The 16,177-nt window shown below is 67.5% G+C and carries 20 protein-coding genes; 10 read left to right on the top strand and 10 right to left on the bottom strand.

The genetic code is table 11. The annotated features are described in order from the left end of the window. Positions 1-218: 218 nt before the first annotated feature. The 3 genes from ACZLZQ_RS08360 to ygfZ are packed head-to-tail and all read right to left on the bottom strand — an operon-like array spanning position 219 to position 2,277. Entirely contained in the window at positions 219-773 is a 555-nt protein-coding gene (locus ACZLZQ_RS08360) for a tyrosine phosphatase family protein (protein ID WP_472948945.1), read from the bottom strand. After that, complete coding sequence (locus tag ACZLZQ_RS08365; RefSeq protein WP_472948946.1) at positions 770-1,414, bottom strand: HD domain-containing protein; 645 nt, start codon at positions 1,412-1,414, stop codon at positions 770-772. The genes ACZLZQ_RS08360 and ACZLZQ_RS08365 overlap by 4 nt, the downstream gene beginning before the upstream one ends. After that, positions 1,411-2,277: a CAF17-like 4Fe-4S cluster assembly/insertion protein YgfZ gene (gene ygfZ / locus ACZLZQ_RS08370; RefSeq protein ID WP_472948947.1), complete on the bottom strand. Its 867-nt coding sequence runs from the start codon at positions 2,275-2,277 to the stop codon at positions 1,411-1,413. Before ygfZ ends, ACZLZQ_RS08365 begins: the two co-directional genes overlap by 4 nt. A gap of 82 nt (positions 2,278-2,359) precedes the next feature. Here ygfZ and ACZLZQ_RS08375 point away from each other — a divergent pair, with 82 nt between their 5' ends. Then, complete coding sequence (locus tag ACZLZQ_RS08375) at positions 2,360-3,700, top strand: dihydroorotase (protein WP_472948948.1); 1,341 nt, start codon at positions 2,360-2,362, stop codon at positions 3,698-3,700. A gap of 41 nt (positions 3,701-3,741) precedes the next feature. Here ACZLZQ_RS08375 and ACZLZQ_RS08380 read toward each other — a convergent pair whose 3' ends face one another. The 3 genes from ACZLZQ_RS08380 to cysS all read right to left on the bottom strand — a co-directional run bounded on the left by ACZLZQ_RS08380 (position 3,742) and on the right by cysS (position 6,166). Continuing rightward, on the bottom strand, positions 3,742-4,020 hold the full coding sequence (locus ACZLZQ_RS08380; RefSeq protein ID WP_472948949.1) for a BrnA antitoxin family protein: 279 nt from the start codon (positions 4,018-4,020) through the stop codon (positions 3,742-3,744). Then, on the bottom strand, positions 4,001-4,489 hold the full coding sequence (locus ACZLZQ_RS08385; RefSeq protein WP_472948950.1) for a BrnT family toxin: 489 nt from the start codon (positions 4,487-4,489) through the stop codon (positions 4,001-4,003). Before ACZLZQ_RS08385 ends, ACZLZQ_RS08380 begins: the two co-directional genes overlap by 20 nt. A gap of 246 nt (positions 4,490-4,735) precedes the next feature. Continuing rightward, on the bottom strand, positions 4,736-6,166 hold the full coding sequence (gene cysS, locus ACZLZQ_RS08390) for a cysteine--tRNA ligase (RefSeq protein ID WP_472948951.1): 1,431 nt from the start codon (positions 6,164-6,166) through the stop codon (positions 4,736-4,738). 275 nt (positions 6,167-6,441) lie between these two features. Between cysS and ACZLZQ_RS08395 the strand changes: the two genes are divergently transcribed. Then, the gene (locus tag ACZLZQ_RS08395) at positions 6,442-6,618 is read left to right on the top strand and encodes a hypothetical protein (RefSeq protein WP_472931538.1); all 177 of its coding nucleotides are present in this window, start codon (positions 6,442-6,444) and stop codon (positions 6,616-6,618) included. Between the two features lie 57 nt (positions 6,619-6,675). Here the strand turns inward: ACZLZQ_RS08395 and ACZLZQ_RS08400 are convergent, their stop codons facing one another. From ACZLZQ_RS08400 to ACZLZQ_RS08410, 3 genes are all read right to left on the bottom strand, one after another. Next, on the bottom strand, positions 6,676-7,287 hold the full coding sequence (locus ACZLZQ_RS08400; protein WP_472948952.1) for a LysE/ArgO family amino acid transporter: 612 nt from the start codon (positions 7,285-7,287) through the stop codon (positions 6,676-6,678). Between the two features lie 217 nt (positions 7,288-7,504). Next, on the bottom strand, positions 7,505-8,542 hold the full coding sequence (locus ACZLZQ_RS08405; RefSeq protein ID WP_472948953.1) for a M42 family metallopeptidase: 1,038 nt from the start codon (positions 8,540-8,542) through the stop codon (positions 7,505-7,507). A 21-nt stretch (positions 8,543-8,563) separates the two neighbouring features. Next, complete coding sequence (locus ACZLZQ_RS08410) at positions 8,564-9,346, bottom strand: SOS response-associated peptidase (RefSeq protein WP_472949225.1); 783 nt, start codon at positions 9,344-9,346, stop codon at positions 8,564-8,566. Positions 9,347-9,504: 158 nt separating this feature from the next. On the opposite strand from ACZLZQ_RS08410, the gene ACZLZQ_RS08415 reads away from it, so the two are divergent. From ACZLZQ_RS08415 to rarD, 8 genes are all read left to right on the top strand, one after another. Then, positions 9,505-9,933, top strand: a complete 429-nt coding sequence (locus tag ACZLZQ_RS08415) for an NUDIX hydrolase (protein ID WP_472948954.1) — start codon at positions 9,505-9,507, stop codon at positions 9,931-9,933. Between the two features lie 46 nt (positions 9,934-9,979). Then, entirely contained in the window at positions 9,980-10,525 is a 546-nt protein-coding gene (locus tag ACZLZQ_RS08420) for a TIGR02301 family protein (RefSeq protein WP_472948955.1), read from the top strand. Positions 10,526-10,628: 103 nt separating this feature from the next. Continuing rightward, a complete protein-coding gene (locus ACZLZQ_RS08425) occupies positions 10,629-10,889 on the top strand; it encodes a hypothetical protein (protein WP_472931542.1) in 261 nt (86 codons plus the stop codon). 48 nt (positions 10,890-10,937) lie between these two features. After that, positions 10,938-11,963 (top strand): hypothetical protein, encoded by a 1,026-nt coding sequence (locus ACZLZQ_RS08430; RefSeq protein ID WP_472948956.1) that lies wholly within the window; start codon positions 10,938-10,940, stop codon positions 11,961-11,963. A gap of 81 nt (positions 11,964-12,044) precedes the next feature. Continuing rightward, positions 12,045-13,001, top strand: a complete 957-nt coding sequence (pip, locus tag ACZLZQ_RS08435) for a prolyl aminopeptidase (protein WP_472949226.1) — start codon at positions 12,045-12,047, stop codon at positions 12,999-13,001. Between the two features lies 1 nt (position 13,002). Further along, positions 13,003-13,500, top strand: a complete 498-nt coding sequence (locus tag ACZLZQ_RS08440) for a GFA family protein (RefSeq protein ID WP_472948958.1) — start codon at positions 13,003-13,005, stop codon at positions 13,498-13,500. Further along, a complete protein-coding gene (pip, locus tag ACZLZQ_RS08445) occupies positions 13,497-14,462 on the top strand; it encodes a prolyl aminopeptidase (RefSeq protein WP_472948959.1) in 966 nt (321 codons plus the stop codon). Before ACZLZQ_RS08440 ends, pip (ACZLZQ_RS08445) begins: the two co-directional genes overlap by 4 nt. Positions 14,463-14,546: 84 nt before the next feature. Continuing rightward, a complete protein-coding gene (gene rarD / locus ACZLZQ_RS08450; RefSeq protein WP_472948960.1) occupies positions 14,547-15,479 on the top strand; it encodes an EamA family transporter RarD in 933 nt (310 codons plus the stop codon). A 53-nt stretch (positions 15,480-15,532) separates the two neighbouring features. On the opposite strand, the gene ACZLZQ_RS08455 is transcribed toward rarD, so the two are convergent. Continuing rightward, a complete protein-coding gene (locus ACZLZQ_RS08455) occupies positions 15,533-16,138 on the bottom strand; it encodes an LOG family protein (protein WP_472931548.1) in 606 nt (201 codons plus the stop codon). Positions 16,139-16,177: the final 39 nt, after the last annotated feature.

Here is a 16,177-nt window from a genome sequence, read left to right on the forward strand (position 1 = left end):
GACGACTACTGCCGACATAGAGCTCAGCTGCCCAGCCGGCTCGCAGTTTGTCCCATGGATCGCGGCAGCTCACCCCCCTCTGCCTGCCAGCATCTCCTCCTCAAGGGGGGAGATCGAAGGTTGCGGCGCTGGCGACTTGCCGATCTCCCCACCCGAGGGGGAGATGGCCGGCAGGCCAAAGGGGGACGCCATAGGGTGCCGCTTCTGCCCAAGCTCTCTTACACGGACGTCGAGAGAACCGCGTCGCCACTGCTCGTCTCGAGCGTCAGCGGCAGCACGAACGGCGTGCCGGCGAAGGCGTCGGCGCCGCGGCCGATGGCCTTGATGGCGGCGACCATGCGCCCGCCGCGGCCGAGCTTTCCATCGGCCAGCGCGACCAGCCGGGCATTGGGCGTCGCCGAGGGCGCCCGGCGCCTCAGCTCGTTCGCCAGAGCGGCCTCGTCGAGCTCGGGATTGATCGCGATGGCGAGGATATAGGCGGCGGCGGTCGAGCGGCTGATGCCGGCCCAGCAGTGGATGGCGAGCGGCGTCTGGCGGTCCCAGCGCGCGCCGAAAGCGAGGAGTTCGTCGAGATGCGTCTCGGCGGGCGCGACCATGCCGTCGAGTTCGGCGACGATGTCGTTCATCCCGAGGAAAAGGTGCCGGTCGGCCGCGACGTCGGCGGGGCGCTCGACCACGGTGTTGACGTTGATCAGCGTGATGAGATCCCGCGCGCCATGCGCGGCGACGGTGGCCGGCAGTTCGGCAAGGGAGGAGACGACGAGATAGCTCATGCCGGACTTTCGAGCGCGTTCTTCGATGGGGTGGAAGGGTGAAGCAGGCGGTCGAGTTCCTCGAACCGGGCGATGAACAGGCGTTCCACCTCGCCGGCCGGCCAGGGCTGGAACACCGCGGCGTCGGCCACGTCGCTCGTCGGCGCGCCGAAGAAGGCGGCGGCCTCCGCCGGCTTGAAGCCCGCGAGCAGCGTCGCCTCGCGATAGGCCGACAGGCGGTCGGCGGCCTTGATCGCCTTCTCCACCGGCTTCGGCAGGTCCGCGGGCAAGCCAAAACGCCGGTGGATCGCCGTCTGCAGGCGCTTCTCCACCAGCCGGTAGTCGCCGCCCATGACGCTCTTGAACGGCGAGATCATGTCGCCGATGACGTATTCGGGCCCGTCATGCAGGAGCGCTGCCATCCGCCAGCGCGGGTCGGGCTCGCTCGCCGCCACCACCGCCTCGACGATCAGCGAATGCTGCGCCACCGAGAAGGCGTGTTCGCCCGAGGTCTGGCCGTTCCAGCGGGCGACGCGGGCAAGGCCATGCGCGATGTCCTCGATCTCGACGTCGAGCGGCGAGGGGTCGAGGAGGTCGAGCCGCCGTCCGGACAGCATGCGCTGCCAGACGCGGGGCGGTGCCGCCGCCTTGGTGCGGCTCATTCGCCGTCCTCCGCCACCGCCGTGACCTCGGGCAGCGCATAGCCGGCCCAGGCGGGGATGGTGACGTCCACCGGCACGCCGTCGACCGAGAGCACGGCATCCTGGGAAAGGGCGAGGGCCAGCCGGTCGATCCGCACCAGCGCCATGCCGTCGCCACCGTCGCCGGCAAGGCCCGGAATCGCCGACAGTACGGTGCCGATCAGCTTGTCGCCGGCCATTAGGGTTGCGCCCGGCGACAAATGGCCCTCCGCTTGCACCAGCACGATCCGCCGCCGCGCGGTGCCGCGGTGCTGCATGCGCGAGACGACCTCCTGGCCGACATAGCAGCCCTTCTTGAACGAGACGCCGCCGTTCTGGTCGAGCAGGACGTCGTGCGGAAAGACGTCCGAGGCCGGAAAGTCCTTCTCCGCCTCGGCGATCCCTGCGCGAATCCGCAGCCCCTCAAAGGCTGCCGCGGGCGCCTCCTCGCCGTCGGGCGGGGTCGCGCCATAGGCCCGGCGGACGGTCTCGTCGGAAAACCGCCGGTCGATCGGCCAGTCGCCTTGAACTGCGCGGTCGACGATGGCGAAGACCCTGTCCGGACTGGCGGTAACCGTCACCTTGGCCCGCAGCTTGTAAAGCGCCAGTCGCTTGGCGAGGGCATCGCGCGCCGCTGCTGCCACGTCGAGCCGAAGGCCGCCCTCGATGCGGCTGACGAGGAAGTCGAACAGGATTTTCCCCTGCGGCGTCAGCAGCGCCGAGGGGCGCGACTCGCCGGGGCCGAGCAGATCGAGATCGGAGGTGACGAGGTTCTGTAAAAAGCTTTCGGCGTCCTCGTCCGTCACGTCGAGAACGGACCGGTCGGTCAGGCTGATATAGGACATGCCGTTCGCTTTCGATCGCTTGTCAGGGGCGTCAGGGTTACGTAAGCCGCAAGCCATGCAGGAACAAGCGAGGAGCCGCCTCTTGTCCACCACCCCCACCTACGATCTCGTTCTCAAGGGCGGCACCGTCGTCAATCAGGACGGCGAAGGCATCAGAGACGTTGGCGTCACCGCAGGCCGCATCGCCTTCATCGGGTCGATCGACGCCGCCTCGGCCGGCGAGGTCGTCGACTGCACCGGTCTCCACATCCTGCCGGGCGTCATCGACAGCCAGGTGCACTTTCGCGAGCCTGGCCCGACCCATAAGGAAGACCTCGAATCGGGCTCTCGCGCGGCCGTGCTCGGCGGCGTCACCGCGGTGTTCGAGATGCCGAACACAGATCCGCTGACGACGAGCGAGGCGGCGCTCGCCGACAAGGTGGCGCGGGGCCATCACCGCATGCACTGCGACTTCGCCTTCTGGGTCGGCGGCACGCGCGAGAACGCAGGCGATGTCGCCGAGCTCGAGCGCCTGCCGGGCGCTGCCGGCATCAAGGTGTTCATGGGCTCCTCCACCGGCTCCTTGCTGGTCGAGGACGATTCGGGCGTGCGCGAGATCCTGAAGCGCACCCGCCGGCGCACCGCTTTCCACTCCGAGGACGAGTTCCGGCTGCGCGAGCGGATGGACTTCCGCATTCCGGGCGATCCGTCCTCGCACCCGGTCTGGCGCGACGCCGAGGCGGCGCTCCTGTGCACGCAGCGCCTCGTCGGGATCGCCGAAGAGGTCGGCGCGCGCATCCACGTCCTCCACATCTCGACCGCCGCGGAGATCGACTACCTGCAGGCGCATAAGGACGTCGCCACCGCCGAGGCGACGCCGCACCACCTCACGATGACCGCCGACGACTATGCCCGGCTCGGCACCCTGTTGCAGATGAACCCGCCGGTGCGTTCCGCCGAGCACCGCGACCGGATCTGGCATGGCATCGCGCAGGGCGTGATCGACGTCCTCGGCTCCGACCACGCGCCGCATACGCTGGAGGAGAAGGCGAAGCCCTATCCGGCCTCGCCGTCGGGCATGACCGGCGTGCAGACGCTGGTGCCGATCATGCTCGACCACGTCGCCAACGGCCGCCTGTCGCTGCAGCGCTTCGTCGACCTAACCTCCGCCGGCCCGCAGCGCATCTTCGGCATCGCCAACAAAGGCCGAATCGCCTGCGGCTACGACGCCGACTTCACCGTCGTCGACTTGCAGCGCAACACGACGATCGAGAACGCCTGGATCGGCTCGAAGTCGCAGTGGACGCCCTATGACGGCAAGGCCGTCACCGGCTGGCCGGTCGGCACCGTGGTCCGCGGGCGGCGGGTGATGTGGGAGGGGGAGATCCTCGCCGCCAGCACGGGCGAGGCGGTGCGGTTCGGCGAGGCGCTGCGGCGCAAGTAAGATTGTATCCAGGGATTGGATACAATCGCTAGCCCCGCTCGCTACCGCTTCGAGGCATCGTCGACATAGCCGCGAAGCACGCGGCTGATCTCGGCCTGGTATCCCCCCTTGGAGGCATGGGCGCGAAACCAGGCGACGATGTCGGGATCGAGCTGAATCATGACCGCCTGCTGAAGCGCATGCCCGGCAGGCGGGCGCCGGCCTCGAAGCCAATTCTCCGACAGTGTCTCCGGGATGTCGTGCGTGTCGATCTGCTCGTCGGGGAGCGCCTTCAGCGCATCGATCTCTGCACGCTCGCCCTCAGTCAAATCCTTGCTCATACATCCTCCTTTCCTGCGGTGTGGCCTTTCGTGCGCCGATGATCCTGATGGAACTCCCATCGTCGCCATCAGGGTATGTATGGACGACGAGAAGGACAAGAAGGCTTCCGACGACGCCGAGCGCGTGCCAACGCTCCTCACCGTCGACGACCCGGTCGAAGACGACGATATGCAACGGATCGTCGAACACGCGCTCCGCCAAAGCAAACGATACGTGATGCTTGGAGAGGTTGCTCTGTGCCTTGCCGGGATCCCATACGAACTGCATCGTCTGTGATCCCGATTTGCGGCAAATGCTAACTGAACCGAAGCGGAAGCGAAGCTGCGCGGCGATGGCGCTGCCGTCAGAATGGCACAGGTCGGACAGGTCTGCATCGGAGGTCTTCGCCCCGCACTTATAGGCGTTCAGCCTTCCGCTTCGCCCTGCGCGACATCTCCTGCTTTCATCCGTACCTGCGAGGTTCGTCATCCCGGATTTGATCTCGGCGAAACCAAAGGTTTTGCCGGGGATCCATGCGTAATCGCTGAACGAACGGGGTAACCGGCGACATGCCCCCATTCTGAAGCGGATCGACGTTGACCCGTTGAGGAATGGATCCCGGCTTAAGACCGGGATGACGACGCTGGAGGGACGTTCGCGGCGGACACGATGTCGCTGCAGGAGACGTTGCGGCGGCCGCGCCGTCGCTGCAGGCGAGGACGCCTTTTTGGCGTCCTACCGTTTAACCTCCCACGTCGTCACGCGCTCGCCTGCTGCGTCCTTGCCGTCCTTCAGCTGGATGCCCTCGGCGAGCAGTTCCGCCCGGATCGCATCGGCGCCGGCGAAATCCTTCGCCTTCAATAGCGCCAGACGATCGGCCACCCGGGCCGCGATCGCCGGGTCTGGCGCTGCGGTCTCCGTCGGCGCGACCGCCAGCGCCAGGCCGATCAGCTCGGCCGAGGCCCGGAGCGCTGCCGGGTCGGATTTGCGCAGGGCGTGCAGCTCCGCGATGGCGGCCGAGCCGCCAAGATCGTCGGACCAAGCGTCGATGAAGCGCTGCGAGGGCTGGCTCGGGGTGACGCCGTCGGCGGCGCGGCTCCAGGCGGCCAGTGATTCTTCGGCCTCCTCCAGCCGCCTCACGGAGAAGTCGATCGGCTCCTTGTAGTGGGTCATCAGCATGGCGAGGCGCAGCACCGCGCCGTCCCACTTCCGGCCGCCGAAGGTCTCGGTCTCCAGAAGCTCGGAGATGGTGATGAAGTTGCCGTCGGACTTCGACATCTTCTTGCCCTCGAGCTGCAGGAAGCCGTTGTGCATCCAGATCGACGCCATCTCGTGGGTGCCGTGGGCGCAGCGCGACTGGGCGATCTCGTTCTCGTGGTGCGGGAAGATCAGGTCAAGACCGCCGCCATGTATGTCGAAGACCTCGCCGAGATAGGCCTCCGACATCACGGAGCACTCGATGTGCCAGCCCGGCCGGCCGCGGCCCCAAGGGCTGTCCCAGCCGGGCTCGTTGTCGTCCGAGAGCTTCCAGAGGACGAAGTCGCCGGGGCTCTTCTTGTGGCTCTCGACCGCGACGCGGGCGCCGGCCTGCTGGTCCTCGAGCTTGCGGTTGGAGAGCTTGCCGTAGTCCGGCATCGAGGTGACGTCGAACAGCACCTCGCCCCCCGCGACATAGGCGTGGCCGTGGGCGATGAGGGTGGAGATCATCGACACCATGTCCGGCTTGCCGTCGCTGCGGGCGCCGACGAAGTCGGTGGCGCGGGGCTGGTGCGTCGGGGGCAAGGCGCCGAGTGCGGTAGCGTCCTTCTGGAACTGGGCCGCCGTCGTCTCGGTGACCCGGCGAATCGCCTCGTTCAGCGGCAGGCCGGGAAAGTCGCGCGTGGCCCGCGCGTTGATCTTGTCGTCGACGTCGGTGATGTTCCGGACATAGGTCACGTGTTCGGCGCCGTAGAGATGGCGCAGCAGCCGGAACAGGACGTCGAACACGATCACCGGCCGCGCATTGCCGATATGGGCGAAGTCGTAGACCGTCGGCCCGCAGACATACATGCGAACCTTTTTTTCCGCGTCGGGAATGGCGGGGTTCGACCAGTCGAGCGGGCGGAATTCCTGCCTGGCGCGGGTCATGGTGTTGGTGAGCCGGAGGCCTTTGTATCCGTCGTCCATCGCGTGTCCTTCCCGTCTGCCGGGCATCATTCCGTCAATGCTGCAGTGCAGCGGGTACCTGCAATTTACCGCCAAGACAAATCAGGGTGTTCGCATAGGTGAAGCAAGTTAAGCTTTGATTTACCATGCTGCAGTGCATCTTGTGTCTTCTCCGCCACTTCTGTGAAGTAATACCGAATGATAAGAAACGTGTTTAAGTTTGGGTTAGGTTCGGTCGCTAAACTGACTCAATCGCGGCTATCTTCCAGCTTGCATCGAGCCTCACAGGAAACACCATGTCCGAGAATTCCGCCAAGTTCCGTTCCAAGAGCGACCGCGCCAACGAAGTCGACCTGCTCGCCAAGTACCGCGAGATCGGCATCGCCGCCATCGCTGCCGCGAACCAGACCTTCCGTAAGAAGACCCAGAAGACCGAGCCGCGCCGCCAGCAGATCGTCGCCTACGCCGACTAAGTTGCCATCCGCCGGCCCGCTCGAGGATTGCCTCGACAGGACGCTGGCGCGCCAGCGTCACACGAGGCTGGCGAGAAGGCTGAGTGACAGGGCTGCCATCACGGCCGCGATAAGCCCATCGAGAACACGCCAGGCTGCGGGTCTGGCGAACAGCGGCGCGAGAAGCCTTGCGCCGTAGCCAAGCGCGAAGAACCAGACGAACGAGGCCAGCATCGCCCCGCCGGCATAGGCGACGCGTTGATCGAGCCCGTCATAGCGCGCCGACAGGCTGCCGAGCAGCACCACGGTGTCGAGATAGACATGCGGGTTGAGAAAGGTCAGCCCGAGGACCGTGCCGAGCGCCGCCTTCAGCGACAGCTGCCGGTCGCCGCGCACCGCCATTGCCGCCGGCCTCAGCGCCCGCCGCAGGGCGATCGCCGCATAGGCCGCCAGGAACACCGCGCCGGCCAGCGTTACCACCAAGATTAGCGTCGGATGTGCCGAGATCGCGGCGCCGAGACCCGCGACGCCCGCCGCGATCAGCAGCGCGTCGCTGAGCGCGCACACCAGGCACAGAACGAAGACGTGATTGCGCACCAGTCCGCGTTCGAGGATGAACGCGTTCTGCGCACCGATCGCGACGATGAGGCTGAGGCCGAGGACAAAGCCGCGGAGGGCGGGTTCGATCATTTTAGGTGTTCCGTGGTCGCGCGGGCTCCGGGATGGGGATGCCGCACTTTTGGGGAGGGGGCGGCAGTCCACCCCCCTCTGTCCTGCCGGACATCTCCCCCTCAAGGGGGGAGATCGGATGGTCGCCGCCGGTAACGCGCTTAATCTCCCCCCTTGAGGGGGAGATGCCGGCAGGCAGAGGGGGGTGGGAGCCCCGCCGAGCCCGCTACTGCCCGCCTCAGTGCTTGGCGATGAACGCCGCCAGCAGATCGCGCGCCGCTTTCAAATCGGTCTTGTCGATCATCTCGACGACGGTGTGGATGTAGCGGGTGCCGACGACGATGCCGATGGCGCGCGCGCCTGAAGCCGCCTGTTGCAAGGCCGCGCCGTCCTGGCCGCCGCTGGCGAGCACGGTGCGCTGGAACGGGATCTCCTTTGCCACGGCGATCGCCTCGAACTCGGCGACGAGGCCCCGGTCGGAGATGAACGAGCCGTCCTTCAGGTGGATGCCGACGCCGGCACCCTGCACCGTGGTGCGGTCCTTTTCCGGCACGCCGGGTGTGTCGCAGCAGAGCGTGGTGTCGACGCCGATGCCGATGTCGGGCTTCACCGCGAAGGCGACGGTGCGCGCGCCGCGCAGGCCGATCTCCTCCTGCACGGTGAAGGCGACGGTCAGCTCGCAATCGTGCGACCAGCCCTTGTCGATCATCCGCCGGACGGCCTCGAGGCCGAGCCAACAAGCGATGCGGTTGTCGAGCGCCTTGGAGACGATCTTGCCGCCCATTTCGGTGAAGGGCTCGTCCATGACGACGCTGTCGCCGATCTTGAAGATGTCCTTGGCCGCCGCGCCGTGGCCGGTGTCGATGATGAAGTCGGCGGGCTCGGGCACCTTCTTGCGGTCTTCCGGCGACTGGATGTGGATCGGCTTCCCCTCGGCGTTCATCACGCCCTTATGGTCGCCGGTCTCGCTGCAGACGAGGACGCGGCGCGAGAACAGGTTGCGCGGGTCGAAGCCGCCAAGCGGCTGGACATGCAGGAAACCCTTGTCGGTGACGTGGCTGACGATGAAGCCGATCTCGTCCATGTGGCAGGCCAGCATGATCTTCTCGGGGTTCTTGCCCTTGCCTTTCCGGGTGCAGACGAGCGAGCCCATCGCGTCCACGGCGATCTCGTCGAACAGGAGTTTTGCCTCCGTCTCGATCAGCGCGCGCACGCGCTCCTCCCGGCCGGGAATGCCGGGCGTTTCGCACAGGCGCTTGAGAAGATCGAGGTTCACGGGCGAGCTCCTGGGAAGGGATCAGAACAGGCTTCGCTGGGCGGGCCCCTCGTCGAGGTCCGGCGCAACGTTGTCGCCTCCCTTATCCCCGGGCCGGGGACGGGCCGCAAGCGCGATCGGCGCCTGGACGTCGGGCGTGACGTTCGCGACCTTGTTGACCTTGTCGGAGACGGCGATGGCCTCGAACACGTCCTCGTTGGCGCGCCCCGTCAGGCCGGCGACGTCTGGTGGCGCATAGTCGCGGCAGTTCAGCCACATCTCGAAGCCGCCTTCGGGAATCACCACCGGCATGCGGTCGTGGATCGGGCGCAGCGTCTGGTTGGCGGCCGTGGTGAGAATGGCCGCCGTATCGATCTCCGAGCCGTCCGGCGCGTGCCAGGTTTCCATGACGCCGGCAAAGGCGATCGGCCGGCCGGAACGGGGTTTCAGGAAGTAGGCCTGCACCGGCTTGCCCTTGGCATCGCGTTGCCACTCGTAGAAGCCGCTCGCCGGGATCAGGCAGCGCCGGTACTTCATCGCCGCCTTGAACGCGTTCTTCTCCGCCGCGGTCTCGGCGCGGGCATTGTTGAGAAGCGGAAAGCCCTTCAGCTCCTTCACCCAGCTCGGAATGAAGCCCCAGCGCACCAGCCGCGCCTCGCGCCCCGGTCGGTTGGCGTCCGGCCTCGCCTCTGTGCCGCCAAGGGCGATGAGGATCGGCTGCGTCGGCGCGATGTTGTAACGCGGCGGAAACTCCTCGAGCTCGAGGAGGGCCAGCATGTCGGCGACCTCACGGGGCGCCGCCGTCAAGGTGAAGCGACCGCACATGGGCTGGATGAGCCCGAGCGCTTCGGCCATGTCAAGCGCCGCGCGGGCAGCTTAACGGTCCTTGTGGTGACCGGCGGGAAAGCCAGGAAGCGGCGCGGCCGCCGTTCACGGCGGGGAGGGCCTTGCCAAGCCCCGCCGGGATGTTAGGTCTCAACGCCATGAGCGATCTTCCCCTTCTCGCCGTCTCCGCCTGTCTTTTCCGCGCCGGCAAGGTGCTTCTCGTCGAACGCGGCCGGGAGCCGTTCGCCGGAAAGTTCTCGCTGCCCGGCGGCAAGGTGCGCTTCGGCGAGCAACTGGCCGAGGCAGTGGCGCGCGAGGTGCGGGAGGAGACCGGCCTTACGGTGCCGAGCTATCCCTTCTTCTGCCTGCACGAGGTGATCGAAGACGGGATGCACGTCGTCATCGCCGTTCATCGCGGGGTGCGGGAAGTGCCGGTGGGCGAGGATCCGGTAGCTTCGGACGACGTCAAATCCTGTCACTTCGTCGAGGTCTCCGACCTGCCAGGGCTCGCGGAGCAAGGTATCCTGACGACGGGTCTCGTGCCGCTGGTGGAGAGCGCCCACCGGTCGCACCTTTTGGGGCTCTGACCTTCGCCAATCCATCGCCGCGCGGAGGGTGAATCGGCGGGCCTGCTTGTTGCGGGAATGGCGCAGCGGAAAACCATTCCGGCGCTCACCTGCGCCGTTTCTTGCAATTTTCTTAACGTGCCGGCAGACCTGCGGCATGAAGTGCTCGATTCCCGCCCGCCTGCCCTTGTTCGGCGCGATGCTGCTGTGTGCCGCCGTCATCGGGAGCACCGGTGCTGTTGCGCAAAGCAAGGCGCCAGCGGCCGAGATCGCAGTGCCGGACACGGCGGCGACGCCGGGACGGGCGAGCGGCGCGGCTTTCATGAAGCCGCTCGGCCGCCTGTCGTCGATTCTGGGGTCGGTGCATTTCCTGCGCAAGCTTTGCGGCGACGAGAACGCCAATGTCTGGCGCGCCAAGATGAGCGACCTCCTGACGGCGCAGTCGCCGAGCCCAGCCGACCGGGAAATTCTGGTCGCCGCCTTCAACAGCGGGTACCGCGCGTTCGAATCGACCTACCGCAAATGCACCCCGGCGGCGCGCGTGGCAGTGGCCCGATATCAGGAAGAGGGTGCGACCCTCAGCCGCGAGATCAGCGCAAGGTACGGAAATTAACGATTTGCTAATGATGCAGCAGAAACCAGTGATTTGCCGCCAGCGGATCGTGTTAGGACCTTAACGACACGTGAAGCCGAAAGGCTAAATGAGAGGATTTGCGATGGTCGATTTGCCGAATGCCGAACTCGACGCGATGATCGAAGCCGAGAAGAAGCAGGTCGCGTTCGAGTATCACAATGAAGCTTGGGCAGACGGAATTTCCGACGGCATCGAAGCGGAAATCCTGGCCGAGACGGCGATCTCGACGGCGCTGACCGAACTCGTGCGGCTGCATGGCGAAGAGGAAGTCCTGCAGCTGCTCGACGGCCTGCGCGACCGCATCCGTTTCGGCGAGTTCCGTGCCGATCGCGGCCTTCACTAGGCCCATCTTCACCGCCATCGTCCGGCGGATGTCACGAGGACGCACATCATGTCAGCTGACGAACTTCGGCGGCCCCGGCCGCATACCCTTTCCTTGCCGAGGCTGATTCGCCCGGCACGGTTTTCGGCAGGGCTTGCGGCCGCCGTCTGGCTGCTCGCCGCGCCCATGCCGGCTGCCGCCTTCTCCCAGATCGGATCGCAGGACGGCTCTGACCGTCAGAAGGACGGGATCGTCTCCGTGCCGCTCCCGCCGCTGCCCGGTGCGCCGACTCCGCCCGTGGCGGAAAGCCCGGCCGTGACGCCGTCCAACGCCGCGCCGACGGGTGTCGCCCCGGCCGCCACCACCCCGGCGAGCCCTGAAGCGGCGAGCCCGGCCGGGCCGGCTACGGCACCGACCGCGCCAGCGCCGCCGCCCTCGACAGGCGCGCCGGCTGCCTCGCCGCTGACCGCTCCCGCACCACCCTCGGCCGAGCCCGCACCGGACGACGGCTCGACCGACGAGGGCGAGGCGCCGGCCGAGACCGACGATCCCGGCGAAGGCGCCGCTGATCCCGCGGCGGCGGGGCCGGACGGCGATCCGGCCGCGGCGGCCAGCGCCAACACGCCGCCGGCGCAGATCTTCTACGGCGATGACGGCCTTCCGCCGGCGGTGCGCGATCTCCGCCAGAAGCTGATCGAGATCTGCCGCAGCGGCGATATCGAGGCGCTCCGCCCCTATCTGCAGACTGGGGAGGACGCGACGGTCCTGACGTTCGGCGGCGCCGAGGGCGATCCGATCACGCTGTTGAAGTCGGCCTCCGGCGACGGCGAGGGCGTCGAGATGCTGGCGATCCTGCTCGAGGTGCTGCAGGCGGGGCACGTGCACAGCGAGCCCGATAGCGATGGCGAGATCTTCGTCTGGCCGTATTTCACCGGCGTTCCCATCGACAAGCTGACCAATCCGCAGAAGGTCGAGCTGTTCGAGCTCGTCACCGCTGGCGACTACCAGGAAATGCTGGGCTTCGGCGCCTACAACTTCTACCGCGTCGGCATCTCTCCCGACGGCAAGCTGCAGTTCTTCGTCGCCGGCGATTGATCCGCGGGGCTGGTGCCTTGCCACCCGCCGCCTGATCCGCGAAGACAGCGGCATGATCCATGCTGCATCCTTCGCCCCGGCCTGTCCGTGAACCAGCCCTATCCCCCGATCGAGCCCTATGCCACCGGCCGCCTCGACGTCGGTGACGGCCATGAACTCTACTGGGAGCTCTGCGGCAATCCCGACGGCCAGCCGGCGGTGTTCCTGCATGGCGGTCCCGGCAGCGGTTCGGGCGCGCACCACCGCCGCCTGTTCGATCCGGCCCGTTACAAGATCCTCCTCTTCGACCAGCGCGGCGCCGGCCGCTCGACGCCGCAAGGCGGGCTCGAGGCCAACACCACCTGGCACCTCGTCGCCGACCTAGAGCGGCTGCGCGCGATGATCGGCGCCGAGACCTGGCTGCTGTTCGGCGGGTCCTGGGGCGCGACGCTGGCGCTGGCCTATGCCGAGACCCATCCGGAACGGGTGTCTGCGATGATCCTGCGCGGCGTCTTCTCCGGCCGGCAGCGGGAGGTCGACTGGTTCTACCAAGGCGGCGCGAGCCTGCTGTTTCCCGACTGCTGGGAGGATTTCCTCCGCCCGATCCCCGAGGCCGAGCGGGGCGATCTCGTCACCGCCTACCGGTCGCGGCTGACCGATCCCGACCGGGCCATTCGTGCCCGCGCCGCCAGCGCCTGGGCCGGCTGGGAAGCGCGCACGGTGAGCCTGCGTGGCAGCGGCGGCCATGGCGGCGGGGACACGGCCAGCGACGGCACCATCGCCTTTGCCCGGATCGAGAACCACTACTTCCTGCACAAGCTCTGGCTCGAGGAGGGGCAGCTCATCCGCGACGCCGGACGGCTGAACGGCATCCCCGGGGTGATCATTCAGGGGCGCTACGACGTGGTGACGCCGGCCCACACCAGCTGGGCCTTGCACAAGGCGTGGCACCAAGCCGACTATCGCCTCGTGGAGGGTGCGGGCCATGGATTCTCCGAGCCCGGGATCCTCGTTGAACTCGTCGCGGCCACCAACCGCTTCGCCGATCCGGAGGTCTGACATGACGCTCGACAACAGGCCCGTCTACAGCGGCGGCTGCCAGTGTGGCGCGGTGCGCTTTCGCATCGAGGGCGCGCTCGGCCGCGCCTCCGTCTGCCATTGCCGCATGTGCCAGAAGGCCTTCGGCGGCCTCTACGCGCCACTGGTCTCGCTCGGCGACGCGACGCTCACCTGGACGCGCGGCGAGCGGGCGCTGTTCCAGTCATCGAACCATGTCCGCCGCGGCTTTTGCGCCACCTGCGGCACGCCGCTGACCTACGAGGAGCCAACGGGCTCGGCGCTCGCCATCGGCGCCTTCGACGATCCCTCGGCGCTCGCCCCGATGATCCAGTTCGGCGTCGAGGGCAAGCTGCCCTATGCCGACCGGATCCCGTCCTTGCCGGTGCGAGAGACGCTGGAGGATGCAGCCAGCGCCGGCTTCCTTGCGACGCTGGTCTCCTACCAGCATCCCGACCACGACACCGACGATACCGACGTCGCCAAAGGTTTTGCCCGATGACCGAAAACCGCAAGCTCTATCCCGAGATCGAGCCCTATGCCTCCGGCCATCTCGACGTCGGCGACGGGCACCGCGTCTACTGGGAGCGCGTCGGCACCCCGGGTGGCAAGCCCGCGGTCTTCCTGCATGGCGGTCCGGGGGGCGGCTGCGCGCCGAGCCACCGCCGGCTGTTCGATCCAGCCCGCTACGACGTGCTGCTGTTCGACCAGCGCGGCTGTGGCCGCTCGACGCCGCATGCCGAGCTCGAGGCCAACACGACCTGGCACCTCGTCGCCGACATCGAACGGCTGCGGGAGATGGCGGGCGTAGAGCGCTGGCTGGTGTTCGGGGGTTCCTGGGGCTCGACGCTCGGGCTCGCCTATGCCGAGGCGCATCCGGACCGGGTCAGCGAGATCGTATTGCGCGGCATCTTCCTGCTGCGTGCCTTCGAGCTGCACTGGTACTATCAGGAAGGCGCCTCGCTGCTCTTTCCCGACAAGTGGGAGCGGTTTCTGGCGGCGATTCCCGAGGCCGAGCAAGGCGACCTCGTCACCGCCTACCGCAACCGACTGGTCGACGCCGACCCGGCCGTCCGCATTGCCGCGGCGCGCGCCTGGAGCCAGTGGGAGGGCGAGACGATCACGCTGCTGCCGGAGCCGGCGACCAGCGACAAGTTTCACGAGGATGAGTTCGCGCTGGCCTTCGCCCGTATCGAGAATCACTACTTCGTTCACCAGGGCTGGCTGGAGGAGGCGCAGCTATTGCGCGATGTCGGGCGGCTGCGCGGCATTCCCGCGGTGATCGTCCAGGGCCGCTACGATATTGCGACGCCGGTGGTCTCGGCCTGGGACCTCCACAAGGCATGGCCGGAGGCGGAATTCCACCTCGTCGAAGGCGCCGGCCACGCTTATTCGGAACCCGGCATCCTCGACCAGCTGATGGCGGCGACCGATCGGTTTGCCGGGACAGTGCCGACGGCTTGACCTTGGGGGAGCCAGGCTCCATGCCTCGGCGCCTCCAGCGCAGCGGCGATGACGGCGCCGCTCGCCCCTGACGGACGATACGCCATGGCATCCCACTCCCCCGAGACGTCCCGCGGCTTCGTGATGGCGACGTCGGCCTTCCTGATCTGGGGGCTGGTCCTGCCGGTCTACATGAAGCTCCTCGCCGGTGTGCCGGCGCTGGAGATCATCGCGCACCGGATCGTCTGGGCGGTGCCGTTCACCGCCGTGGTGCTGGCCTTCCTCGGCGGATTCAAGGGGCTCGGGCCGGTGTTCCGCTCGCCGAAGACGCTGGCTTTCGCGGCATTGACGGCCAGCATCATCTCGGTCAACTGGGGGCTCTACGTCTACGCCATCATTTCCGGTCATGCGATCGACGCCGCGCTCGGCTACTACATCAACCCGCTGGTCAACGTGCTGATGGGGGCGATCTTCCTCGGTGAGCGTCCGACCCGGGCGCAGATCGGCGCGATCCTGCTGGCGGTGCTGGCGGTGGCGGTGCTGACCTTCCAGGCCGGCGGCCTGCCGTGGATCTCGCTCGTTCTTGCCTTTTCGTTCGCGACCTACGGCCTTTTGCGCAAGGTGCTGCCGATCGGCGCGGCGGAAGGCTTCTTCCTGGAAGTCGTGCTGCTGACGGCGCCGTGCCTTGCGGTGATCGCCTGGACCATCGCCCGGGGCACGCAGCATTTCGGCGTCGACCCGTCCGAGACATGGCTGCTGATCGGCGCGGGTCCCTTGACCGCCATTCCGCTGATCCTGTTCGCCGCCGGCGCGCGAGCGCTCGACTATTCGACGATCGGCATCCTGCAGTACATCGCCCCGACGATGATCTTCGTCACCGCCGTCTTCTTCTTCGGCGAGCCGTTCTCGGCCGTCGATCTCGGCGCTTTCGCGCTGATCTGGCTGGCCGTCGGGATCTATGTCTGGTCGATGCTGCGCGAGAGCCGCGTTCGGCGCCGGCAGGCGGCCCTCGCCGCCGAGACCGGCTGCCTGTCATAGGCCAGCCAGGAGCGGGCGCAACGCCAGCTCCCGGCTCGCCGGAAGCGCTCGCGCTAAAGCCGCTGGATGATCGCGGCCTGCCCGTCGTCATTGTCGGCCGGCGCGTTGTGCCGCAACTGCGGGATGATGTCCTCGGCCTGATCGATCACCAGCGGCCGAACCTGGTGGCCGGTGTGGATGTAGCCTTCGCCGCGCATATGATCGAGCAGCGCCGAGAGCGGGTCCCAGAAACCGGCGATGTTGGCGATGGCGATCGGCTTCACGTGGCGGCCGAGCTGGCCCCAGGTCATGATCTCGATCAGCTCCTCCAGCGTGCCGATGCCGCCGGGCAGCGCCACGAAGGCGTCCGAGCGCTCGAACATGATGTGCTTGCGCTGGTGCATGTCCTCGGTGACGATCAGCTCGTCCAGCCGCTTCAGCTCGCTCTCGGTCGCCTCCATGTCGATGAGGAAGCGCGGGATGACACCGGTAACCTTGCCGCCGGCGGCGATCACCGCGTCGGACACGGCACCCATGATGCCGCGCGTGCCGCCGCCGTAGATCAGCCGGATGCCGGCCTTTCCGATCGCGGTGCCGAGGATTTCGGCGGCCTGGAGATGGGAGGGATCGCGGCCGGGAGACGAACCGCAATAGACGCAGATGGATTGAATCGAGCTCATTGCCGCAAATTCGGCTGTGCGGGGCGGGAGGTCAAGCGT

Source organism: Mesocryomonas lacus, from assembly GCF_055730105.2.